Annotated in this window: 19 protein-coding genes and 1 tRNA gene; 9 read left to right on the top strand and 11 right to left on the bottom strand. The window is 66.1% G+C overall.

Going from position 1 to position 22,222, the window contains the following annotated elements; genetic code table 11:
• Positions 1–4 precede the first annotated feature (4 nt).
• Both ACYQ1Z_RS04655 and ACYQ1Z_RS04650 read left to right on the top strand, forming a co-directional pair.
• Positions 5–1,549 (top strand): ferredoxin--NADP reductase, encoded by a 1,545-nt coding sequence (locus ACYQ1Z_RS04655; protein ID WP_459791334.1) that lies wholly within the window; start codon positions 5–7, stop codon positions 1,547–1,549.
• Positions 1,550–1,728: 179 nt separating this feature from the next.
• Positions 1,729–1,804: transfer RNA gene (locus tag ACYQ1Z_RS04650), tRNA-Arg, on the top strand.
• A 127-nt stretch (positions 1,805–1,931) separates the two neighbouring features.
• On the opposite strand, the gene ACYQ1Z_RS04645 is transcribed toward ACYQ1Z_RS04650, so the two are convergent.
• On the bottom strand, positions 1,932–3,782 hold the full coding sequence (locus ACYQ1Z_RS04645; protein WP_459791333.1) for an HNH endonuclease signature motif containing protein: 1,851 nt from the start codon (positions 3,780–3,782) through the stop codon (positions 1,932–1,934).
• 244 nt (positions 3,783–4,026) lie between these two features.
• Between ACYQ1Z_RS04645 and ACYQ1Z_RS04640 the strand changes: the two genes are divergently transcribed.
• Together ACYQ1Z_RS04640 and ACYQ1Z_RS04635 are read left to right on the top strand one after the other, a co-directional pair.
• Positions 4,027–5,079 (top strand): M4 family metallopeptidase, encoded by a 1,053-nt coding sequence (locus tag ACYQ1Z_RS04640; protein ID WP_459791332.1) that lies wholly within the window; start codon positions 4,027–4,029, stop codon positions 5,077–5,079.
• Positions 5,080–5,139: 60 nt separating this feature from the next.
• The gene (locus tag ACYQ1Z_RS04635) at positions 5,140–5,466 is read left to right on the top strand and encodes a protealysin inhibitor emfourin (RefSeq protein WP_459791331.1); all 327 of its coding nucleotides are present in this window, start codon (positions 5,140–5,142) and stop codon (positions 5,464–5,466) included.
• A gap of 23 nt (positions 5,467–5,489) precedes the next feature.
• Here the strand turns inward: ACYQ1Z_RS04635 and ACYQ1Z_RS04630 are convergent, their stop codons facing one another.
• Complete coding sequence (locus ACYQ1Z_RS04630) at positions 5,490–6,458, bottom strand: GlxA family transcriptional regulator (protein ID WP_459791330.1); 969 nt, start codon at positions 6,456–6,458, stop codon at positions 5,490–5,492.
• Between the two features lie 81 nt (positions 6,459–6,539).
• Here ACYQ1Z_RS04630 and ACYQ1Z_RS04625 point away from each other — a divergent pair, with 81 nt between their 5' ends.
• From ACYQ1Z_RS04625 to ACYQ1Z_RS04615, 3 genes are all read left to right on the top strand, one after another.
• Entirely contained in the window at positions 6,540–6,707 is a 168-nt protein-coding gene (locus ACYQ1Z_RS04625) for a hypothetical protein (RefSeq protein ID WP_459791329.1), read from the top strand.
• 79 nt (positions 6,708–6,786) lie between these two features.
• Positions 6,787–10,749 (top strand): ATP-dependent RNA helicase HrpA, encoded by a 3,963-nt coding sequence (gene hrpA / locus ACYQ1Z_RS04620; RefSeq protein WP_459791328.1) that lies wholly within the window; start codon positions 6,787–6,789, stop codon positions 10,747–10,749.
• A gap of 24 nt (positions 10,750–10,773) precedes the next feature.
• Entirely contained in the window at positions 10,774–11,757 is a 984-nt protein-coding gene (locus tag ACYQ1Z_RS04615; protein WP_459791327.1) for a beta-ketoacyl-ACP synthase III, read from the top strand.
• Positions 11,758–11,778: 21 nt separating this feature from the next.
• On the opposite strand, the gene ACYQ1Z_RS04610 is transcribed toward ACYQ1Z_RS04615, so the two are convergent.
• Genes ACYQ1Z_RS04610 through ACYQ1Z_RS04600 form a run of 3 tightly spaced genes read right to left on the bottom strand, consistent with a single transcriptional unit; the run spans position 11,779 to position 14,233 of the window.
• Entirely contained in the window at positions 11,779–12,207 is a 429-nt protein-coding gene (locus ACYQ1Z_RS04610; RefSeq protein ID WP_459791326.1) for an HIT family protein, read from the bottom strand.
• Positions 12,204–13,343 carry an NAD(P)-dependent alcohol dehydrogenase gene (locus tag ACYQ1Z_RS04605; RefSeq protein WP_459791325.1) on the bottom strand — a complete coding sequence of 380 codons (1,140 nt, stop codon included), beginning with the start codon at positions 13,341–13,343 and terminating at the stop codon, positions 12,204–12,206. The genes ACYQ1Z_RS04610 and ACYQ1Z_RS04605 overlap by 4 nt, the downstream gene beginning before the upstream one ends.
• Positions 13,340–14,233 carry a sulfurtransferase gene (locus tag ACYQ1Z_RS04600; RefSeq protein WP_459791324.1) on the bottom strand — a complete coding sequence of 298 codons (894 nt, stop codon included), beginning with the start codon at positions 14,231–14,233 and terminating at the stop codon, positions 13,340–13,342. Before ACYQ1Z_RS04600 ends, ACYQ1Z_RS04605 begins: the two co-directional genes overlap by 4 nt.
• A gap of 165 nt (positions 14,234–14,398) precedes the next feature.
• On the opposite strand from ACYQ1Z_RS04600, the gene ACYQ1Z_RS04595 reads away from it, so the two are divergent.
• Positions 14,399–15,445: a PLP-dependent cysteine synthase family protein gene (locus tag ACYQ1Z_RS04595; protein ID WP_459791373.1), complete on the top strand. Its 1,047-nt coding sequence runs from the start codon at positions 14,399–14,401 to the stop codon at positions 15,443–15,445.
• On the opposite strand, the gene ACYQ1Z_RS04590 is transcribed toward ACYQ1Z_RS04595, so the two are convergent.
• Positions 15,442–16,098, bottom strand: coding sequence for an MBL fold metallo-hydrolase (locus tag ACYQ1Z_RS04590; RefSeq protein WP_459791323.1), 657 nt, complete (start codon positions 16,096–16,098; stop codon positions 15,442–15,444). The genes ACYQ1Z_RS04595 and ACYQ1Z_RS04590 overlap by 4 nt on opposite strands.
• Positions 16,099–16,192: 94 nt before the next feature.
• On the opposite strand from ACYQ1Z_RS04590, the gene ACYQ1Z_RS04585 reads away from it, so the two are divergent.
• On the top strand, positions 16,193–16,654 hold the full coding sequence (locus ACYQ1Z_RS04585; protein ID WP_459791372.1) for a Fur family transcriptional regulator: 462 nt from the start codon (positions 16,193–16,195) through the stop codon (positions 16,652–16,654).
• On the opposite strand, the gene ACYQ1Z_RS04580 is transcribed toward ACYQ1Z_RS04585, so the two are convergent.
• From ACYQ1Z_RS04580 to ACYQ1Z_RS04560, 5 genes are all read right to left on the bottom strand, one after another.
• Positions 16,655–17,530 carry a metal ABC transporter permease gene (locus ACYQ1Z_RS04580; protein ID WP_459791322.1) on the bottom strand — a complete coding sequence of 292 codons (876 nt, stop codon included), beginning with the start codon at positions 17,528–17,530 and terminating at the stop codon, positions 16,655–16,657.
• Positions 17,530–18,345, bottom strand: coding sequence for a metal ABC transporter ATP-binding protein (locus tag ACYQ1Z_RS04575; protein ID WP_459791321.1), 816 nt, complete (start codon positions 18,343–18,345; stop codon positions 17,530–17,532). The genes ACYQ1Z_RS04580 and ACYQ1Z_RS04575 overlap by 1 nt, the downstream gene beginning before the upstream one ends.
• A complete protein-coding gene (locus ACYQ1Z_RS04570) occupies positions 18,346–19,317 on the bottom strand; it encodes a metal ABC transporter solute-binding protein, Zn/Mn family (protein ID WP_459791320.1) in 972 nt (323 codons plus the stop codon).
• A 128-nt stretch (positions 19,318–19,445) separates the two neighbouring features.
• Positions 19,446–20,516 carry a hemolysin family protein gene (locus ACYQ1Z_RS04565; RefSeq protein ID WP_459791319.1) on the bottom strand — a complete coding sequence of 357 codons (1,071 nt, stop codon included), beginning with the start codon at positions 20,514–20,516 and terminating at the stop codon, positions 19,446–19,448.
• Positions 20,513–21,868: a hemolysin family protein gene (locus ACYQ1Z_RS04560; protein ID WP_459791318.1), complete on the bottom strand. Its 1,356-nt coding sequence runs from the start codon at positions 21,866–21,868 to the stop codon at positions 20,513–20,515. Before ACYQ1Z_RS04560 ends, ACYQ1Z_RS04565 begins: the two co-directional genes overlap by 4 nt.
• Positions 21,869–22,222: the final 354 nt, after the last annotated feature.

Here is a 22,222-nt window from a genome sequence, read left to right as displayed (position 1 = left end):
GCACATGAGCAAGACCGGGACTCCCGCCGCCGGTCCCGCGTCCTCAACGGCGGGACGTTTGGATACCCTGCTGGGCCGGTACACCATGTACCGCCTCATCCTGGTGGTCCTTGCCGCCCTTGCCGCGTACAGCCTCCTGCTGAATGTGCTCGGCTGGCTGACGTTCGGGATCCCCGCGATGCTTGCGCACCTGGCCTTGTGCCTTGGCCTTACCTACGCCTCCAACCGGGCCCTGGCGGCGCTGTTCCGGGTACGCCCGCACTCCGAGTCGTCACTCATCACCGGGCTGCTGCTGTACTTCCTCTTCTGGCCCTCCTTCCAGATCATGGATGTCGCCGGTGTGGCGTTGGCGTGTGTGCTGGCATCTGCGTCGAAATATGCGCTGGCGTGGCGGGGACGGCACATCTTCAACCCGGCTGCCCTCGGCGCCTTTGTCACGGGGTTGACCGGATTGAACATCGCCACATGGTGGGCGGCCACGCCGGCGATGCTTTGGCTGCTGGTCCCAGGCATCCTCCTGGTGCTTTACCGGACGCGCAAGTTCCTGATGGCATCCGTGTTCACCCTGGTTTCCACGTCCATCATCACTATTGAGCTGCTGCGGGCGGGCATGACCGCCGGCATGGGCGCCTACCAAGCACTTGCGCAACGCCCGGTGCTGTTTTTTGTGGGCTTTATGCTCACCGAACCGCTCACGCTCCCACCGCGACGGTGGCAGCAACTGGTGCTGGCCGCCGTCGTTGGCGTGGTGTTTGCGGTGCCCTACAACCTGGGATTCATTGCCAACTCCCCGGAGGCCGCACTGCTGCTGGGCAACCTCCTGGCCTTTTTGGTGAGCCAGCGCGGCGGCGTCAAGCTGCGCTTTGCAGGCACCAGGCCCCTGACGCCGAGTACGACTGAATTCTCCTTCGAGCCGGCCAGGCCCGTGCGGTTCCTGCCGGGACAGTACATGGAACTTGATCTGCCGCATGCCAAGTCCGACGGGAGGGGCCGGCGCCGCGTGTTCAGCATGACCGGTTCACCCACGGACCGTATGGTGAAATTCGGTGTCCGAACGGCAGAACCGTTGTCCGCCGCCAAGAGGGTGCTGCTTGGGCTGCAGCCGGGCGATGAGCTGACTGCCACCTCTGTTGGCGGTGACTTCGTGCTTCCCCGCGATCCCGGCAAGCCGGTGCTGCTCATTGCCGCCGGTATTGGGATCACCCCGTACCTGTCGCATCTGGCCTCGGGCGAGCTGCGGGAGCGCGACGCCATCCTGCTCCTCCTGGCCCGCACCACCGACGAGGTTGCCTACGCCGACGAACTTCGGGCCTCTGGTGTTCGGGTGCTGGTGCGGCTGGCGGACGGCTCACAGCCGCCGTCGGGTTTTGCCGCCGTTCCGGGGGACGGTTCACGGCTGGACGCTGGCGCCCTTAGGGGGCTGGTTCCGGATATCGGCAAACGCATCGTCTACATTTCCGGCTCGCCCGCCAGTGTTGCCTCACTGCGCCGTGCTGCACGGAAGGCAGGAGCAGCCCGCGTGCACGTGGACTCGTTCGCGGGGTACTGATTCCGGAGCCGCGCATGCGGAGCGGCACCGGAAGCGCAGTAGACGGAGCGGCGCCGGAAGCGCAGTGGACGGAGCGAAGGCGCTCCTAATTCCGGCGCGCGGGGCGCGGTTTTCCCTTGTGGGCCACCTACCTGCTAAGCTCTAGGACGTCCCGCCGGGAACGGCAGGAAATCCGGATTGCCCTCGTAGCTCAGGGGATAGAGCGTCTGCCTCCGGAGCAGAAGGCCGTAGGTTCGAATCCTACCGAGGGCACCATCTGAGAAGCAGCCCGGTCATTTGACCGGGCTGCTTTTTTGTTGCCCCTGCCGGCGAGCGTGAACGAACGCGCCGGGCAGAATTCGCCGACCGCCCTTGAGGGCTTACGACGGCAGCGACTCAAGGGCTACGACGGCAACGACGCCCAGTCCGGTTGTGGGTCGGGTGGCAGGTTGAAGGGTTTGGCGTAGAAGGCTTCCCATACGGGGTCGTCGGGTTCGAATTCGTTGGCGTCGATGAGGTTTTCATCTTCGGGTTCGTCGCCTGAAGGCTCCAGATAGGGCGGTGCCGATTCGAACCACGCAGGATCGGGCCATGCAGGATCGGGCCAGGGTGCTGCGGCTGCTCCTGCGTCGAACCCTGTGTCCGGATCGCCAGTTTCTGAACCCTGTCCCGCCCGGGGTTGGTCCGCCTCCGGCATCCCCATACCAGCTGGCCACTTCGGTGGTTGGCGGTCGGGTTGTTCGGCTGTGTAGTGGCGGCCGGTGGGTGAGGTCCAGCCGGGTGGTTCGTCCTTGGTCGCGGCGGTGGGTTGCCACCTGCTGTTGTGTTTCAAACGGTGGTGCCGAGGGCAGAGTTGTGCCAGGTTGCTGATGCCGGTGGTTCCGCCGTGCTGCCAGGCTGTGAGGTGGTCGGTGTCGTTGTCGAGGGAGTTGTTGCTGCAGCCGGGAAAGACGCATTTGCCGTCCCGCAGCTGCAACGTCCTTTTCATCGCTTTGGCGAGGCGGTAACTGGTGCGGCCAATCTCCAGAGGCGTCCCGTCGCGGGGGTCAAGCAGGACTCTACGGAAGGATTCGGCGCCGCCGGCGAGGAGTTCACGGGCCATCGAGGCCGGGATGGGTCCGTAGCCGTCGAGTTCTGCGGGCTCGTCCGTGAGGCCAAGGAGCGCGAACACCGGGACGGTGACAAGAACCTCGGCGCGGGGCCTGGGGACCCTGCCGGCATCCGGGTCCGTGGAGGTTCCGCTCAAGACCGGTTCAGCCAGCCCCGGACGGTCACTGTCATGTGGGGCGGCATCGAAGCTGTTGAACCCTGCTGTGGGTTCGTCGGAGCCTCCGAAGGTGGCCAGCCCGATCACATCGTCCAGCTCATGGGTCGGGATGCTGCCGGCGGCGGTTGGGTCCAAAGCGGTGGCTGTCCGGTTTGAAAGGAGCCTTGCAGCGAAGACGTCGGTTTTTAGCTGGGTGAGGGTGCGGGGTTCGTTGGGTCCCTGCAGCGTCCTGGCGGTGGCAGTGAGGCCGTTGCTGATCGCCAGCGCCTGGTCGGCGCGCAGGTAGGCGGAGATCCAGGCCATCCCGTCCCGGTCCGGGGTGTACTCCACCCGCCGGTCCGCCGCGGACTTGCGGTGGCGTTGTTCGATCGATTCGGGGTGGTGGCGTTCCCGCCAGCCCCGCACCTTTGCCCGCAGCCGGGCGGGCACCAGCTCCGATGCCGGGCAGCCACGGGCGGGGTTGGGCGCGTCCGCGTCAAGGAAATGCTCCACCAAAGCGGCCGCAGCAGGCTGGTCCAGGGCCTCGGTTTCGTCAGCGAAAATCCGTGCCTGCTGCCAGGACAGGGTCCCAGCCGACAGGGCATCCACCACCCGCGGCAGCGCACAGACCTGGCGGGACTGGGTTACGAACGCGGACGCGGCCCCGGAACTGATGGTCAGGATCCCGGCGATCTCCTCCACCGTCGACATCTCGGTATAGGTCCGCTCGTGCAGGGGCGCGTCCGGCGGGATCATCGCGTGCTGCAGGTCCATGGCCCCGGACGCGTCCCGCGCCTGAAGCGCCGAAAGCTGGGCCTGCAATTTCTTTGTCACGCCCAGGCGTTCGAGACGGATCTCGTACGCCCGCTGCAGCACATCAACCCCGTCCCCGGCCACAGCCGAAGCACCGGCAGATGCGAGAGCAGCGTCCTCGGCATCAAGCGCGGCGAGAGCAGCAACGGTGGCACAGATAGCCTCCATCCCCGTCCCCGCCGTGCTAATTCCCATAGCAACATCATCAGTGGAGGCACTGACATTTTGAGTTCCGCCCGGAACGCAGCCCTAGGATGCGGTTGCTGCCGGTTCCTCCCTTGCAAGCCTTGGAGCGCCCGGGGCGAAGTTCCCCGAGACCGCCCCGGACCGCCGTCGTACTCTGCTGCACAAGTACCCGCGCGACTGGCGCCTCGTGCGCCTCCAACCGATTGTCAGTGCCTCCTCGTAGCCTGAATCCACCTAGTTGAGGGGGTATGTCATGCACGTTCAGTTCTGTTCCATCGTCCCGCCATACCTGCTGCGGCGGCTCGCCAGGCAGGATGCTCCGGAGTTTTCTGCCGCAGCAAGGGCTGCCAGGGAGGCACTCGGCCACGTCGGGTCGGTCCAGGCGTCCAGGACCCAGGCCATGCCGGACGTCCTTTCCGGTGCACGGCAAGTGAAACCCGAACCTCCCAAGCGCTCCATTTACGACGCAGGGGGTGCCGAATCCCTTCCCGGAAAGCTCGTGCGCAAGGAAGGCGATCCGGCCACCGGAGACACGGCCGCTGATGAAGCCTACGACGGACTGGGGCACACCCACCGCCTCTACGCCGATGTTTTCGGCAGGAACTCCATTGACGGGCAGGGTCTGCAGCTGGACGCCACAGTTCACTTCGGAAACCTTTACGACAATGCGTTCTGGGACGGCACCCAAATGGTGTTTGGCGATGGCGACGGCGAGGTCTTCGAACGCTTCACGGCATCTCTGAGCGTAATCGGGCACGAACTCGCCCATGGCGTCACCCAGTACTCCGCGGCTCTCGCCTACCGGAACCAGGCGGGTGCCCTGAATGAATCGATGTCCGACGTTTTTGGCGCCCTGGTGGAACAGTACGTCAAGAACCAGTCCACCGCCGAAGCCAGCTGGCTCATCGGCGAAGGACTCTTCACCGCGGAAGTGGAAGGCAGCGCCCTGCGGTCCATGAAGGCTCCGGGCACGGCGTACGACGACGACGTGCTGGGCAAGGATCCCCAGCCGGACTCCATGGACTCATATGTCCGTACCAGCGCCGATAACGGCGGCGTCCACATCAACTCCGGCATCCCCAACCGCGCCTTCTACCTGGTGGCGGAGGCGCTCGGCGGAAATGCCTGGGACTCCCCCGGCCGCATCTGGTACGAAACCCTGATTGGGGGATCCCTTCCCACCACAGCAACTTTCAGCGTCTTCGCCAGGGCCACGGCTGCGAGCGCCGAGGAGCTCTTCGGATCCGGTTCGAAAGAACATGACGCCGTCCGGAACGCGTGGGAAACTGTGAAGGTCAAGCTGTAGGGGATGCCTGGTCAACGGACTTCACACCGCCAGGCTGGAGGGAAGCCCAGGGACCTGGCCATGAAGATCAGCGTGGAACGCACCGGCGGAATAGCCGCCATGACGCGGCTTTGGACCGTGGACGCCCGGTCCAAAGCCGCGTTAAACCAGTGGCAACCCATTGTGGAGGCGTGCCCGTGGGATGCGGTACCAAGGACCCCCCGGGCAGCGGCAGCAGAATTTGCCGGCAACCAGCCCGACCGCTTCATCTACTCGATCCGCGCCGGGGAGCGGCGGGCAGCGCTGCCGGAACGGGCGGTGACGGGGCCATGGCGTGTCCTGGTGGACCGCACCCGCGCAGCGTCACAGGAAACCGGGGCGCACCAGGAATCCGGGGAGCAGCAGTAAGGCCCACTGCTCCACCGGGTGGGCTAAACGACGCTTTCCAGCTGGCCACGGAACGCCCTGCGGTAGGACTGCGGGCTTGTGTCCAAAACCTTGGCAAAGTGGTGCCGCAGCAGGACCGGGTGTCCAAAGCCCGATTCCCGGGCCACCTCGTCAATGTTCAGGTCGGTGGATTCCAGAAGTTCCTGCGCCCGAAGCACCCGCTGTGAATTAAGCCACGCTGCGGGTGTGGCGCCTGTTTCTGACCGGAACCGCCGGGCAAACGTGCGGGGAGACATGTGCACCCGGGCTGCGAGGTCGTTGACGGAATGTTCCCGGTCCAGGTTCTGCACCATCCACCGCAACAGTTCCTCCATGGGCGCGGAACCGCAGGTGGGCATGGGACGGTCGATGAACTGGGCCTGCCCGCCATCACGGTGGGGCGGAACCACCATGTCCCGGGCAATGGCAGCGGCGACGTGTGCACCCAGTTCAACCCGCACCAGGTGCAGGCACGCGTCAATGCCCGCCGCTGTCCCCGCGGAGGAGATGATGTTCCCGTCCTGGACGTACAGGACGTTCTCATCCACCTGGACCTCGGGATAGGCCTCAGCGAGGTCGTTGGAGTAGTGCCAGTGCGTGGTGCACCGGCGGCCGTTGAGAAGGCCAGCCCGGGCAAGGCCGAAGGCTCCCGAACAGATTGACATGACCCAGGCCCCGCGTGCATCGGCGCACCGCAGAGCTTCCAGCACATTCTCCGGCAACTCCTGGTCCCTTCCGAAGGGAGCCAGTATCACCAGGTCGGCATCATTCGTTGCCTCAAGCCCCAGGCTGACATTCATCGACAGCCCGTTCTTCATCCGGACATTACCCGGTGCCGGCGTGCAGACCCGGAAATCGAAGGCAGGGACACCGGTTCCGCGGCTTGACCGGTCAATCCCGAAAACCTCACAGGCGGTTCCGAATTCAAAGATCGAGAAGTTGGGGACCACGATGACAGCCACTGTTTTCAGCATGCCTCCAGTGTGGCAGAAATTTTAGCTTTTTGGGCATTTCTGCCACTGTTGGATGTCCCGCCGCCGGAGAAGCATGGAGGCATGGAAATCTTCGCAACCATCATCGTGATCCTGCTCCTCCTCCTCGCCGCGGCCACCGTGGCTGCCCTCCTCCGCGACGGCCGCGGACACACACCGCCCGTTGCTTCCCACGAAGACTGGTCCGCGCTGGACCTCCCCAGCACCAGTTACATGCTCCGCATCTTCTAGCGTCTGCCAGCCTGAGAGGACCGCCGCAGGCAGTCGAACCCGGGGGTGCCGGCCCCGCCGCAGTAGACTGTCTGCAGCCATGACTCTTCATATCTCCTATCCCGCCGAGCTGCCGGTTTCCGAGCGCCGCGAGGACCTGATGGCGGCTATCGCCGCGAACCAGGTGACAATCATCGCCGGCGAGACCGGCTCGGGGAAGACCACCCAGATCCCGAAAATGTGCCTCGAACTCGGGCTCGGCGAGAAGGGGCTCATCGGCCACACCCAGCCGAGGCGCCTCGCGGCCCGGACGGTGGCCGAGCGTATTGCCGAGGAGCTCGGCGTGGAAATCGGCCAGGAGGTGGGCTTCCAGGTCCGCTTCACCGGCGAGGTCAGCAAGGAAACCAAGGTCAAGCTGATGACCGACGGCATCCTGCTGGCCGAGATCCAGCGCGACAAGCTGCTGCGCAAATACAACGCCATCATCATCGACGAGGCCCATGAGCGCAGCCTTAACATCGACTTCATCCTCGGCTACCTGAAGCGGATCCTCCCCCAACGGCCGGACCTGAAAGTCATCATCACGTCGGCCACGATCGACCCCGAGCGGTTCGCGAACCACTTCGGCACGCCGGACCAACCCGCGCCCATCATCGAGGTCTCCGGCCGGACGTATCCGGTGGAGATCCGGTACCGCCCCCTGTCCCAGCCCAAAGCAGACGACGAGGAAGCCTCCGATGACGAGCTTGAGGAGGACCGCGATCCGCTGGACGCCGTGTGCGACGCCGTCGATGAACTGGCACAGGAGGCACCGGGCGACATCCTGGTGTTCTTCTCCGGCGAGCGTGAAATCCGGGATGCGGCGGACGCGCTGCAGGCACGGATCCAGTCCAACCGCAGGCTGGCCGGCACCGAAGTACTCCCCCTGTTCGCGCGCCTGAGCCTGCAGGAACAGCACAAGGTGTTCCACCCGGGCAACAAGCGCCGCATTGTCCTCGCCACCAACGTGGCGGAAACATCGCTCACTGTCCCCGGCATCAAGTACGTCATCGACACCGGTACCGCCCGGATCTCCCGGTACTCGCATCGGACCAAGGTCCAGCGGCTGCCCATTGAGCGCGTGTCCCAGGCTTCCGCCAACCAGCGTTCCGGACGCTGCGGGCGCGTTTCGGACGGCATCGCCATCCGGCTCTACTCGGAAGAGGACTTCGAGTCCCGCCCGCAGTTCACCGACCCCGAAATCCTTCGCACGAACCTCGCCGCCGTTATCCTGCAGATGACGGCCATGGGCGTGGCCCGCGGCCCCAAGGACGTGGAGGATTTCCCGTTTGTCGAGCCGCCGGAGACACGGGCAATCAACGACGGCGTCACGCTGCTCCGCGAGCTCGGCGCCCTGGCAGCGCCCAAGGCAGGCAACGGTGACGGACGCAACGGCGGCGGCCTCACCGCCGTCGGGCAAAAGCTTGCGCAGCTCCCGGTTGATCCCCGGTTGGGCCGGATGATCGTGGAAGCCGGGAAGCGCAACTGCGTCCGCGAAGTCATGATCCTCGCCGCCGCGCTTACCATCCAGGACCCCCGGGAGCGCCCTACGGACAAGCAGCAGCTGGCAGCCGAGAAGCACAACCGGTTCAAGGACGAGAACTCGGATTTCACCGGTTACCTGAACCTGTGGAACTACCTGCAGGAGAAGCAGCAGGAGCTGTCCTCGTCAGCGTTCCGGCGCCTGTGCCGCGCCGAATTCATCAACTATTTGCGGGTCAGGGAATGGCAGGACCTGTTCACCCAGCTGCGCCAGCTGGCCCGGCCGCTGGGCATCACCCTGGACAACAAGCGCCTGGCCGACCCCGTGGGCAACCACGACGGTGTCCACATCAGCCTGCTCTCGGGCCTCCTCAGCCACATCGGCATCCTTGACGAACGCAAGCGCGAGTACGCCGGCGCGCGCGGCAGCCGCTTCGCGATCTTCCCGGGTTCGGCCCTCTTCAAGAAATCCCCGACGTTCGTGATGGCCGCCGAGCTGGTGGAAACCAGCCGGCTCTGGGCCCGCGTGGCAGCAAAATTCGATCCCGCCTGGGCCGAGCAGGTGGCGCCGGACCTGGTGAAGCGCAGCTACAGCGAACCGCACTGGTCCACCCGCCAGGGAGCCGTTATGGCCTACGAGAAGGTCACCCTGTACGGCGTGCCCATCATCGCCCAGCGACGCATCAACTACGGCAGGGTGGACCCCGTCGTCGCCCGCGAACTCTTCATCCGGCACGCCCTGGTGGAGGGCGACTGGCGGACCCACCACAAGTTCTTCCACCGCAACCGCGCACTCCTGCAGGAAGTGGAGGAGCTGGAGGCCCGCATGCGCCGCCGGGACCTCCTGGTGGATGACGAAACCCTGTTCGAGTTCTACGACGCGCGGATCGGCCCGGACGTCGTGTCCGAGCGGCACTTCGACAAGTGGTGGAAGGACGCCCGGCGGCAGAACCCGGACCTCCTGGACTATGACAAGTCCCTCCTCCTCAGCGACGACGCCGATGACCTGGATGAATCGGCATATCCCAGGACCTGGCTGCACAAGGGTTTCGAACTGCCGCTGAGCTACGAATTCCACCCCGTCGCGCCCGGATCCCAGCCCAACCCCTCGGACGGTGTGACGGCGGAGGTGCCGGTGCTGTTCCTCAACCAGCTCGACGACGCTCCGTTCCGGTGGCTGATCCCCGGGCAGCGTGTGGAACTCGTGACCGCCCTGATCAAGTCGCTGCCCAAGCAGGTAAGGAAGAACTTCGTGCCGGCCCCTGACGTGGCGCGGCAGGCCGTCGCCGTCCTTGAGTCGGATTTTGATCCGGCGACGGACGAGCTTGAGCCCTCCCTGGAACTGGCCCTCCGGCGCATTCGAGGCGCCATCATCCCGCCCGGTTCCTGGAACTGGGACGCCGTTCCCCCGCACCTGCGCGTCAGCTTCAAAGTGGTGGACAGCGCGGGCAAGGTCCTGGACGAGGGCAAGGACCTCGCGGCGCTGCAGGAGAAGCTGGCCCCCGCCACGCGCCGGGCCATAGCTGAGTCGCTGGGCGCCACCCCTGCCACGGCCGGCCCTGCGAAAGGTTCCGCCAAGGGTTCCGCGGCTGCAAGAGCACAGCACGACGGCGGCGCCTCCGCAGCGGCGACGTCCGGCCAGGTGCCGGGCGCCGCGGCCGCCGGCGGCTTCGTGGAGCGGGACGGCCTTACGGAATGGAGCTTCGGCACCATCGAGCGCCAGGTCAGCAGCATGGTTAAGGGGCATACGGTCACCGGCTACCCAGCGCTGGTGGACCAGGGAACATCCGTGGCGCTGCGGGTCTTCCAGACCCCGGACGAGCAACTGGAGGCCATGCGCGGCGGTGTGATCAGGTTGCTGGCGCTGCGCGTCCCCGCTCCTGACCGCTACGTCCTGGAGCACCTGAGCAACACCGAAAAGCTGACGTTCAGCCAGAACCCGCACGGCTCGGTGTCCGCCCTGATCGCCGACTGCGCCCTGGCCGCAATCGACAAGCTCACCCCCGCCGAGCTCCCCTGGGACCGGAAGTCCTTCGATGAACTGTACGAAGTAGTGCGGGCCGAGCTCATCGATACCGTCTTCAGCGTGACAGCGGTCGTGGAACGGATCCTCGCCTCCACCCGGCGCATCGAAAAACAGCTGAAGGGCAGCACAAGCCTGGCACTCATCAGTGCACTCAACGACATCAAGAGCCAGCTGGAGCAGCTTGTCTACCCCGGCTTTGTAGCACGCACCGGCTACGCCCAGCTGAGCCAGCTGCCCCGGTACCTTGCCGCCATCGAGAAGCGGCTGGAACGGCTGCCCGGCAACGTCCAGCGGGACGCACTGAACATGGCAGCGGTGCAGCGGCTTGAGGACGACTATGACGATGCCGTTTCGGCGCTGCTGCCCGGCAGGCGCGCTGGCCGGGAGTTAACCCAAGTGCGCTGGATGATCGAGGAACTACGGGTGAGCCTTTTCGCCGTCGAGCTCGGAACCGCATACTCGGTCTCGGAGAAGCGCATCCGCACCGTGCTTAACAAGGCACTGGCCCCCGCGTAGCGGACCCCACCACGAGAGGAAACCATGGAGATTTCGCTTGCCCACGGACCGGCCGGCACCCGCATTGCCGGCCTCGGGCATGCCCAGCCGCTGCGCGTCATGGACAACCATGAACTCGAAGGCATGATGGACACCAGCGACGAATGGATCCGGCAGCGGACCGGCATCGTCACCCGGCGCATCGCCGCGGAGGGCGAGACGGTGGTGGACCTCGCGGTTCCTGCCGCCCGGATGGCGCTGGCCGACTCGGGGGTCGCGGCCACTGACATCGACCTCGTGGTGGTGGCCACCACCACAGCCGCCGAACGTTCACCCAACACCGCCGGCCGAGTGGCGGCCGCACTGGACCTGGGACGCGACGGGCGCGGCCCGGCCATCATGGACGTCAACACCGCGTGCTCCGGCTTCGAGTACGCCCTCGGTGTCGCCGACCAGGCCATCCGCAGCGGCAGCGCGACCAATGCGGTCGTGGTGGGCGCGGAAACCCTCTCAGCGGTAACCGACTGGACGGACCGCGCGACGGCGGTGCTCACCGCGGACGGTGCGGGGGCCGCCATCGTCTGCCCGTCCCCAACGCCGCGGATCGGCCCGGTGGTGTGGGGATCCGAGATCGGGATGGCTGACGCTGTCCGGATCTCCCCGCCCTCGGGCAGGTTCTCGCAGAACGGCCGCGAAGTGCTGCGCTGGGCACTTACCCGGGCGCCGGAACGGGCACGGGAAACTGTGGCCCGCGCCGGACTCACCCTTGACGACATCCAGGTCCTCGCCGCCCACCAGGCCAACCTGCGCATCATTGAACCGCTCGCGGACGCCCTGGGCATGTCGGACCGGATCGTCGTCACCGATGTTGTCGAATCGGGGAACACCTCGGCGGCCAGCGTGCCGCTTGGCCTGAGCAAATGGTGGCACAGCGGCAGGATCCCTGCCAACGTCCCGGCGCTGCTTTTCGGGTTCGGCGGAGGTTTCACCTACGCCGGAATGGTGGCGATGACACCGGACCGGGCCTGACGGCCCGGCGCGGCGCCGCCGTCAGGTCTCAGGGACGAACTCGCCCCAGCCGGCGTCGCGCAGGCCCTGCCGGAGCTTCTCCGCGTTGGCGTCCAGGACCTTCGGATCCGGGTTCTGGTCCGCGTTCGCAAAATTAAACTCGGCCATGCTCCGGGAAGGCCATACATGCACGTGCATATGGTTGATCTCGTAGCCGGCAACAATCAGGCCGGCCCGCTCCGCGTCGAAGAGGTCCACCTGGACAGCACCAATCCGGCGTGCAACTTCCATGACGCGGGCCAATGTTTCCGGCTTTGCGTCGGTCCAGCGGTCCACTTCCTCGGTGGGTACCACAAGGGTGTGGCCGTCGGCCAGGGGCCCGGTGGTGAGGAAGGCGGACACGTCGTCCTCCCGCCACACAAAACGGCCGGGGATCTCCCCCTTGAGGATCCTGGTAAAGAGCGTGCTCATGCGTCTGCCTCCTTGGCGGGTGCCTGCAGGGTGCTGGTATCCAGCACGAACCTGTATTTCACATCTCCTGCGACCATCCGGTCGTAGGCTTCATTCAAGCCGCCGGCACCCACCACTTCAATGTCGGATACCACACCATGCTCTGCGCAGAAGTCCAGCATCTCCTGCGTCTCGGCGATCCCGCCGATGAGGGAGCCGGCGTAGGCGAGCCGGCGCCGGATCAGGGCCCGCGGGTTGACGGGGGGCATGGCGTCAGCGGGCAGGCCCAGCTGGAACAGGGCGCCGTCGACGCGGAGGGTGCGGAACAGCGGGTTGAGGTCGTGGGGGGCTGCCACGGTATCGATGATGACGTCGATGGTGCGGTCCGCCGCGGCCATGGCGTCCTCGTCCCGGGACAGGACCACGTCATCCGCGCCCAGTTCCAGGGCGGCCGGGACCTTGGACTCGGACGTGGTAAAGACCACTACTCTTGCGCCCATGGCCTTGGCCAGCTTGACCGCCATGTGTCCGAGCCCGCCGAGGCCGACGACGCCCACCACATCGCCTTCTTCCACGCCGAAGTGCCGAAGCGGCGAGAACGTGGTGATGCCGGCACACAGCAGCGGCGCGACGGCGGCCGGGTCCAGTGAATCCGGTACGCGGACGACGTAGCGGCGATCCACCACGATGGACGAGGAATAGCCGCCCTGCGTGATGCTGTCCCCGTTGCGGGGGTCCCTGGCACCGTAGGTGCCGACGATTCCCTTCTCGCAGTACTGTTCCAGGCCGTCCAGGCAGCTTTCGCACTCGCGGCAGGAGTCCACCATGCAGCCGACCCCCACCCGCTCGCCCACACTGAAGTCAGTGACCCCGGAGCCGACGCGGGTGACCGTTCCCACGATTTCATGGCCCGGTACCAGCGGATAGGTCTGGCCGCCCCACTCGCCCCGGGCCGCGTGCACGTCCGAATGGCACAGCCCGCAGAACTCGATGGCGATTTCGACGTCGTCCTGCTTGGGGAAGCGCCGGGCGACGGTCAGCGGCACAAGGCCGCTGTCAGGAGCGACCGCACCGTAGGCGGCGGCGAGAACCGCATCCTCCGGAACGGGAGGAACGGGCGTGGCAAGGGGCGGCGGTACGGGACGTCCTGGTGTCATAGTGCGACGCTACCTTCGCCGTGCACCAGGTTGCCAGCCGGGCCGGATGACGCACCCGGCACGGGCCCTGTCGCCACCGCCAGCTCCGGCTGGTTCGACCACTCGGAGAAGGACCCCGGATACAAAGCCGCACGGAAACCCGCCACTTCAAGTGCCGCCACCTGATGGGCGGCGGTGACGCCGGATCCGCAGTACACCGCGACGGGGGAACCGTCCCGGGCGCCAAGCGACGCGAACCTGCGGCGCAGCTCGTCGGCCGGCAGGAAGCGCCCTTCCGAGTCCACGTTCTCCGACGTCGGCGCGCTGACAGCACCCGGGATGTGGCCGGCCCGGGGGTCCACGGGTTCCACCTCCCCGCGGTACCGCTCCCCCGCGCGGGCGTCGAGGAGGAGCCCCGAATCCGGCCAGCCGGCGGCAGCCCAGGCGTCGATCACGGGCATGTTTCCCTCCGCCAGGGTGACGTTCCCCGGCGCCACCGTGACCGCCCCCGTGTCCACCGGGAAACCCGCGGCACGCCAGGCGGCCAGGCCGCCATCGAGCAGGTAGGACTCAGCGACGCCCGCGTTGCGCAGCATCCACCACGCCCTGGCCGCGGCCATGTTGGCAGTGTCATCGTAGGCGACCACAACGTCGCCGTCATTGATGCCCCACCGTCTCGCTGCGGCCTGGAAGTCGGCCACGGACGGTAGCGGGTGCCGTCCCCGTTTGGGAACCGCCGGGGCAGCCAGTTCGGTGGCCAGGTCCACAAAGACGGCGCCGGGCAGGTGCCCGGCGAGGTAGTGCGCGTGCCCGTGCGGGTCGCCCAGGGCCCAGCGCACATCCAGCAGCACGGTGCGCCGGCCCTGGTTCAGCCGCGCATGCAGCGTGGTCACATCCATCAGGGGATTCATTGCGCTCCTTTGGGTGGAAAACCGACGGATTCCACTCTAGGCCCGCGCCTGTTCCGCCGCAGGTAGGCTGGACCGGTGATAAACGCGGAGAGCGGCAACCGGAACGGCGGCAGTGCCGACTGGGCAGGGCGGTCATGGTCCGACCGGGATTGGGCAGACCAGGCCATCCGCAGGATCAGGGCAGAAAACACCAGGTCGGCCGACACCCACCTGTATGCCGTGCCCCTGCCCGAACACTGGGGTGTCCAGCTTTACCTCAAGGATGAGTCCACCCACCGCTCCGGCAGCCTCAAGCACCGGCTGGCACGCTCCCTGTTCCTCTTCGGCCTGGTCAACGGCTGGATCCGTGCGGACACCACCATCGTGGAAGCGTCCAGCGGCAGCACAGCGGTATCCGAGGCCTACTTCGCGCAACTGCTGGGCCTGCCGTTCATTGCCGTTATGGCCCGCAGTACCAGCCCCGAAAAGATCGCCCTGATCGAACAGTTCGGCGGCTCATGCCTGCTGGTGGACCATGCCTCGGATGTCTATCCGGCCGCGGAAGAGGTGGCAGCCACCTGCAACGGGCATTACATGGACCAGTTCACGTACGCCGAACGGGCTACCGACTGGCGGGGCAACAACAACATCGCGGAGTCGATTTTCGGCCAGCTTCAGCTCGAGGAGCATCCGGTACCGGACTGGATTGTGGTGGGGGCCGGAACAGGCGGGACCAGCGCCACGATAGGCCGGTACCTGCGCTACCACAGCCATCCCACCCGTCTGCTGGTAGTGGACCCGGAAAACTCGGCCTTCTACCCCGGGTGGCGCGGCGGCACCGCCGGACCGCCGGCGGGCCTGCCGTCGCGGATCGAAGGCATCGGCCGGCCCAGGATGGAACCGAGCTTCGTGCCGTCCGTGATTGACCGCATGGTCCAGGTGCCGGACGCCGCGTCGGTGGCCGCGATGCGGCACCTGCACGTCCTGGCCGGCCTCCACGCCGGACCCTCAACCGGCACCAATCTCTGGGGCGTTTGGCAGGTCGTGGCGGAGATGATCGCCGAAGGCAGGCGGGGCAGCATCGTCACGCTCATGTGCGACGGCGGCGAGCGCTATGCCGGCAACTACTACAACCCCGGGTGGCTGGCGGAGCAGGGACTGGATCCCCGGCCACACGAAGAAGCGATCCGGCAGTTCTTCGATACCGGCCTCTGGAACCCCGGGACAGCCTAGACCTCCACCGACTCGCCTGCGGCCAGGTGGGCGTACTCGGTGCCGTACTTGGCCCCGATCCTCTTGACGTGGCCTTCAACCACCTTGAGCCCGTTCTCGTTGAGGAGGCCGTCATGGATCTGGAATGCCCGGGGTGCCCGCACACCGATGACGAAGTCGACCACCTCCGCGGACTTGCTCCAGGGCGCGTGCAGCGGGACCAGGAGGGTTTTGACGCTGATGCCGTCGGGAATGACGAACGAGTCGCCCGGGTGGTACACGTTCCCGTCGATGAGGTAGCCGATGTTTGCCACGACCGGGATCTGCGGATGGATCAGGGCGTGCTGGCCGCCGAAGCTGCGCACCGCGAAGCCCGCGACGTCGAGGGACTTTCCCGGTTCAACTGTGTGCACCCTGGCGGCGGCGTCCGGAGCTTTTTCGCGCAGCAGGCCTGCCACGCCGGCGGGCGCATGGATGGCCAGGTCATTGTTGGTGCGAAGGGCTTCAACAACGGCGTCCACGTCGATGTGGTCAGCATGCTCGTGGGTGACCAGGACAGCTTCCGCTCCTGCCAGTGCCTGCTCCGTCTCCGAGAAATTGCCGGGATCAAGGACCAGCACCCGGCTGTCCTTCTCGAGGCGCACGCAGGCGTGGGTGTATTTCGTCAGCTTCATAGCGCCAGCCTAGGGTCAGCCGCGGAACGCTGTCCACGAAGCCCGGCTGGTAATCTGTATGTTTGCCACCACCCCCACGGAAGCGAGTTCATTCATGCCGCTCGGCGCCAAGGCTGAATCCACCACGCCCTCCCCGACGACGGGCGGCAAGGAACAGCGCGTCACGAAACAGCGCCGGGCCGTCAGCGCCGCCCTCGATGAACTGAGCGATTTCGTCAGCACACAGGAGCTGTACCGCATCCTGCAGAACCAGGGTGTCTCGGTCTCGCTCGCTACCGCCTACCGCATCCTCCAGTCACTGGCGGACGAGGGACTGGTGGACGTGCTCCGCAACGGCGAAGGGGAAGCGGTGTACCGGCGCTGCGCCGTCACCGGACACCACCACCACCTGCTGTGCCGCAACTGCGGCAAGGCTGTGGAGGTGGAGGCACCTGCGGTCGAAACCTGGGCGGCACGCACCGCCGCCGAACACGGGTATACAGAGGTGGCCCACACGGTGGAGATCTTCGGCCTCTGCCCGGATTGCACGGCGCTCAGGGCTGCAGGCCAGCTGTAGCTACTGCGGCTGCAGGACCCGCCCGTTGATTCCCTTGCGGGCCCGGACGGAGCCCACCACCCGGCACACCACGTAAATCAGGAAAGACAGCGTGGTGACGTAGGGGCTGATCGGAATCCGGCCGCCGAGGGCCAGCAGGATGCCGCCCACTGTCGCGATTACGGCGAACACCACACTGAGCACCACCACCGCCACCGGCGACGACGTCACCCGCAGCGCCGCAGCGGCCGGTGTAATGAGCAGGGCAAGCACCAGCAGCGCCCCCACCACCTGGATGGACAGGGCCACGCTGATGCCCAGCAGGACCATGAAAAGGATGCCCAGGCCGCGCACGGGAACGCCCCGGGCCTCGGCGAGCTCCGGGTCGACGGAGGCGAAAGTGAGCGGCCGCCAGATGGCGACCAGCGCCACCATCACCACGAACGCCGTTCCGGCCAGGGCCTGGAGCTGGACGGTGTCCACGGACACGATCTGGCCGGTGAGCAGCCCGAATTTGTTGGCGGCCCGGCCTTCGTACAGGGACAGGAACAGGATTCCCAGGCCCAGCCCGAACGGCATGATGACGCCGATGATCGAGTTTTTGTCCCTGGCCCTGACGCCCATGAGCGCCAGGAGCAGTGCGGCCGCTACCGATCCGACGAGGGATCCGAACACGATGTCGGCGCCGATCAGCAGGGCGAAGGCTGCGCCGGCGAAGGACAGTTCGGAAATGCCGTGGACGGCGAAGGCAAGGTCGCGCTTCATCACAAAGGTGCCCACGAGGCCGCCCAAAAGGCCCAGGACTGCACCGGCCCAGATGGAGTTCTGCACCAGGACCAGCAGTTCGCCGTAGTTTTCGAAGTTGAAGATTGCACCGAGGATGCTTCCCGCGTCCATCAGGCTGCCTCCCCCGCCAGGGCATGGGGCTCGGCATGGTGGTGGGTGGTGGCGTCCGGAAGGCCAACCACCACGATCCTGCCATTGGCGTGGATGACTTCCACGTGGCTGCCATAAAGGTCTGAAAGCACTTCCGTGGTCATGACCTCTTCCGGTGTTCCCACCTTGAACCGGCCGCCTGCGAGGTACAGCACCCGGTCCACATAATCGATGATCGGGTTGATTTCGTGGGTGACGAATACGACGGCACTGTTCCGTTCGCGGCATTGCTTGTTGATCAGGGCACTCACCGCCTGCTGGTGGTGCAGGTCAAGGGACAGCAGGGGTTCGTCACAGAGCAGGACCTGGGGATCCGAGGCCAGCGCCTGCGCCACCCTGAGCCGCTGCTGCTCGCCGCCGGACAGCTGGCCGACAGGCACCTTTGCATAATCGCCGGCGCCAACCAGCTCCAAAAGTTCGTCGATGCGGCGGTTGGCTTTGGCGGAGGACAGCCGCAGCCCCCACCGGTGGCCGTCCATTCCAAGTCCCACCAGGTCCCTGGCCCGCATGGGGGTGTCAGGGGCGAAGGACTTCTGCTGCGGGATGTAGCCGATCAGCCTGCTGCCGCGCTCGACCGGCCTGCCGCCCAGGCCGGCGCGTCCGGAGCTCAGTTCCTGCAGGCCGAGGAGGACTTTCAGGAAGCTCGTTTTGCCGCTTCCGTTGGGACCAAGCACAGCGAAGAACTCGCCCGGCTTGATCTCCAGGTCAAGGTCCTCCCACAGCGCCCGTTTGCCGAAGGCCAGGGACGCCCCGGTGAGGCTGACGACGGGTTTCAACTAGTTGCTCTCCAGAACTTTGCTGATGTTGTCCACATTCTCCGCCATCCACTGCAGGTACGTCTTGCCCTCGGGCAGCGTTTCGTTGAAGTCCACCACCGGAACCCCGGCAGCTTCCGCTGCTTTCTTCAACGCTTGAGTCTGCGGGCCCTCGGTCTGCTGGTTGTACGCCAGCAGGCGGACCGACTTGGATGACACGAGATCGGTTGCTGCCTTCAGCACCGCCGGCGGGACATCCGAATCTTCCTCGATCGCAGCAGTGTAGTCCTCGGGAGTGGCGTTAACCAGGCCGGCGTCCTCGAGCAGGTACAGCGGAACAGGTTCCGTTACGGCCACGGGAGCACCGGCGGCCGTGCCTCGCAACGCCTCCAGCTTTTCGTCCAGTTCCTCAAGGCTTGCCGTGAAGGAGGCGGCGTTGTCCTCGAATGTCCGGGCAGATGCGGGGTCCAGCTCTGCAAGCTTGGCCGAGATGTCACCGGCGAATTCTTCCATGGCATGCAGGCTGTACCAGACGTGTTCGTTGAGTTCGCCGTGGTCGTGCGCGTCTCCGCTTCCGGCAGCCGGCTCCGTGGCTTCCGCGGAGGCTTCTTCTTCCGGATGCGCCAGCCCGGACAGCTCGACGGCGTTCAGCACCTTGCCCCCGAGGTTGCTGTCCTCGGCCAGCGTGTGGATGAAGTCGTCGTAGCCGCCGCCGTTTTCGATGACGAGGTCTGCTTTGGATACCGCGAGCCGGTCCTGGGCCGTGGCCTCGTAGGAGTGGGGGTCCTGGCTGGTCTTGGTGATGATGGCCGTGACGTTGACCTTGTCCCCGCCGATGGCCTTGGCGATATCGCCGTACACATTGGTTGATGCCACGATGTTGATGCCATCGGCGGCTTCCGGGGCCTGCTGCGCCTGAGGGCTGCAGGCGGTGAGCAGGAGGCCAAGGCCTGCAAGGGCAGCGGCGGACGAGCGGGCGACGGGAGGGCGCACGGGAAACCTCGGATCATTGGGGAGGGAAAACGACTGTCCAAAGCTTATACCTAAATAGGAATCATTCCTATTTAGGTATGGCTATCCCGGCATCATTCCCCCGGCCGCGGCCGGGGAACGGAGCCGGCTCAGCTCCCGTTCGGATGCCCCAGCCTGCGGATTCCGGTCGCCTGGGTTGCGTCGCGGATCTCCCCCACAAGCTGTTCAATGACGTCCTCGAGGAACAAGACGCCCTGGGTCTTCCCGTCCTTGCCGATAACCCTGGCAAGGTGCGAGCCGGTGCGCTGCATGACCGACATGGCCTTCTCGATCTCGTCGTCCAGGGCTAGGTTGGCCAGCGATCGGATCCTGCTCTCGGCGATGGGAAGCTCATACGCCGGTTCCGGTATGGACAGGACGTCCTTCACGTGAAGGTAGCCGTACAGCATGTCGTCCTCGTCGAGCATCGGGAACCTGGAGAAGCCCGTGCGGCTGACGGCCTTCTCGAACTCCACCGGCGTGGTCGCCGCCTTGAGCATAACGAGCTTGTCCAGCGGGACCATGATGTCCGCCGCCGTGTACTCGGAGAACTCCAGGGCGCCCGTAATCAGCCCGGCGTCGTCGTCCACCAAACCATGCCGGGTGGATTCCTGCACGATGGACTGCACCTCTTCCAGGGTGAAGGACGAATTGACTTCGTCCTTGGGCTCGATCCGCAGCAGCTTGAGGATATGGTTCGCGGACCAGTTGAGGGCGAAGATCACGGGGTTGACCAGCCGGGAAATAAACACCAGCGGAGGTGCCAGCAGCAGCGCCGCTTTGTCCGCGACGGATACCGAGATGTTCTTCGGGACCATCTCGCCAAATGTCACATGCAGGAACGTCACCAGCATGAGCGCCACCGCGAACGCGGCAACGTCCGCCACCTCGACCGGCAGTCCGACCGTCTCCAGCGGGGCCGCCAGCAGATGGTGGATCGAAGGCTCCGCCACGAGCAGGATCAGCAGCGAGCAGACGGTGATGCCCAGCTGGGCGCAGGCCAGCATGAGCGAGACGTTTTCCATCGCTTTCAGTGTGGTCTGCGCAGGTTTGGAGCCGGCCTCGGCGAGCGGCTCGATCTGGCTGCGCCGCGCGGACATAACGGCGAATTCGGCGCCCACAAAGAACGCGTTTCCCAACAGGAGGACGCCCAGCCACAGGATTCCGGCCCAGTCGCTCACTTTTCAATCCTGTCGTTCTGTTCCGCTGCCCCGCCGGTCGTCCCGGCGTCGGACCCATGCCGGGCGGGCCGGAAACAGATCCGGTCGATCCGGCGGCCGTCCATGCGCGTGACGCTCAGCGTTCCGCCGCCCACGGGCACGGTGTCCCCCACGGCGCCGATCCGGCCGAGTTTGCTCATGACGTAGCCGCCCACCGTTTCGTAGGCTGCCTCGTCCGGAACGCTGAGGCCGGGAATCTGTTCGGACAGCTCGTCGGGGCGCAGCAGCCCCGGGAAGTACCAGTCGCCGGAGGCGCTCTGAAGCAGGCCGGGGCGGACCTTGTCGTGCTCATCGGCGACTTCGCCAACGATCTCCTCCACAAGGTCCTCCAGCGTTGCGATGCCGGCGGTGCCGCCGTACTCGTCCAAAACTACGGCGAGTTGCAGGTTTCCTTCGCGGAGCTCAGCCAGGAGGGCGTCCAAGTGGATGGTCTCGGGAACCCGCAGGACCTCCGTCATAATGGCGCCTGCTTCCAGGTTCTGCCGGCGCTCCCACGGCACGGCCACCGCCTTCTTGACGTGGACCAGGCCCCGGATGTCGTCGGCCGAGTCGCCGATGACGGGGAAACGGGAGTACCCGGTCCGGCGGGCCGCTGCCACGACGTCCGCGACCGGCTGCTCCGCGTCGATGGTTTCCACGCGGATACGCGGGGTCATCACATCAGCCGCCGTCCTGGTCGAAAAATTCAAGGTGCGGGCGATGAAGTTGGCAGTGCCGGCGTCGAGCGTTCCCATCGCCGCCGAACGGCGGACCAGCGAGGCCAGCTCGGCAGGGGTGCGCGCACCGGAAATCTCTTCTTTGGCCTCCAGGCCGAACACGTGGAGGACTTTGTTGGAGAAACCGTTCAGCAGCACGATGGCCGGCTTGAACACAGCGGTAAAGATCAGCTGGGGCCGGGCGAGGGCCCTGCCCACGGGGAAGGCCAGTGCGATCGCCATGTTCTTTGGCACCAGCTCTCCCAGGAGCATGGAGAGCAGCGTGGCAAGCACCATCGCCAGGACCAGGGAGATGGACGCCACCGCGACGTCGGGAAGTCCGACGGCGGCAAGCGGCACTTCGAGCAACTGCCCCACCGAGGGCTCCATGACGTAGCCCGTGAGGAGGGTGGTAAGCGTAATGCCGAGCTGGCAGCTGGAGAGCTGCGTGGATAATGACTTAAGGCATTTGAGCAAGGGCACCGCACCGGCGTCACCATCGTCCACCGCGCGCTGGACGGTGGGCTGGTCCAGGGCAATCAGGGAAAATTCAACAGCAACAAAGAAGCCGGTACCGGCAATCAGCAGCAGGCCTGCTGCGAGGAGGAGCCACTCCATTCAGCATCCCGCCTGTACCGGACGCTGAACGCCACGGGCACCGGGGAGAAGGACGTCAAGGAATCTGTCCGGCGGAGGGTGGTCGGCGGAAGCCGACGCCCTGTCCGGGGATGCCGCTGCCGGACGTGCCGGCGCCAGGTGATGGGCGCGTGTTCGGGGTTTGCCGGCTTTGCGGGTTGGCTGCGCGGCGCTGATGTTCCTGCGCCGCTGACAGCCCCCAGGCCGGCACCTGGATTTACTGTCCATAAGGATTTCAGTCTACAGGAGCAGGGCCGTGCAGCCCCGGCCTCCATTGCCCTGCCCGCGGCCGGAATGCAATACCCGCATGCCCGGTTTCGGCTCGCTTCCATCCGC

This window comes from Arthrobacter sp. AD-310 (assembly GCF_054656615.1).
This window is presented reverse-complemented; position numbering and strand designations above follow the sequence as displayed.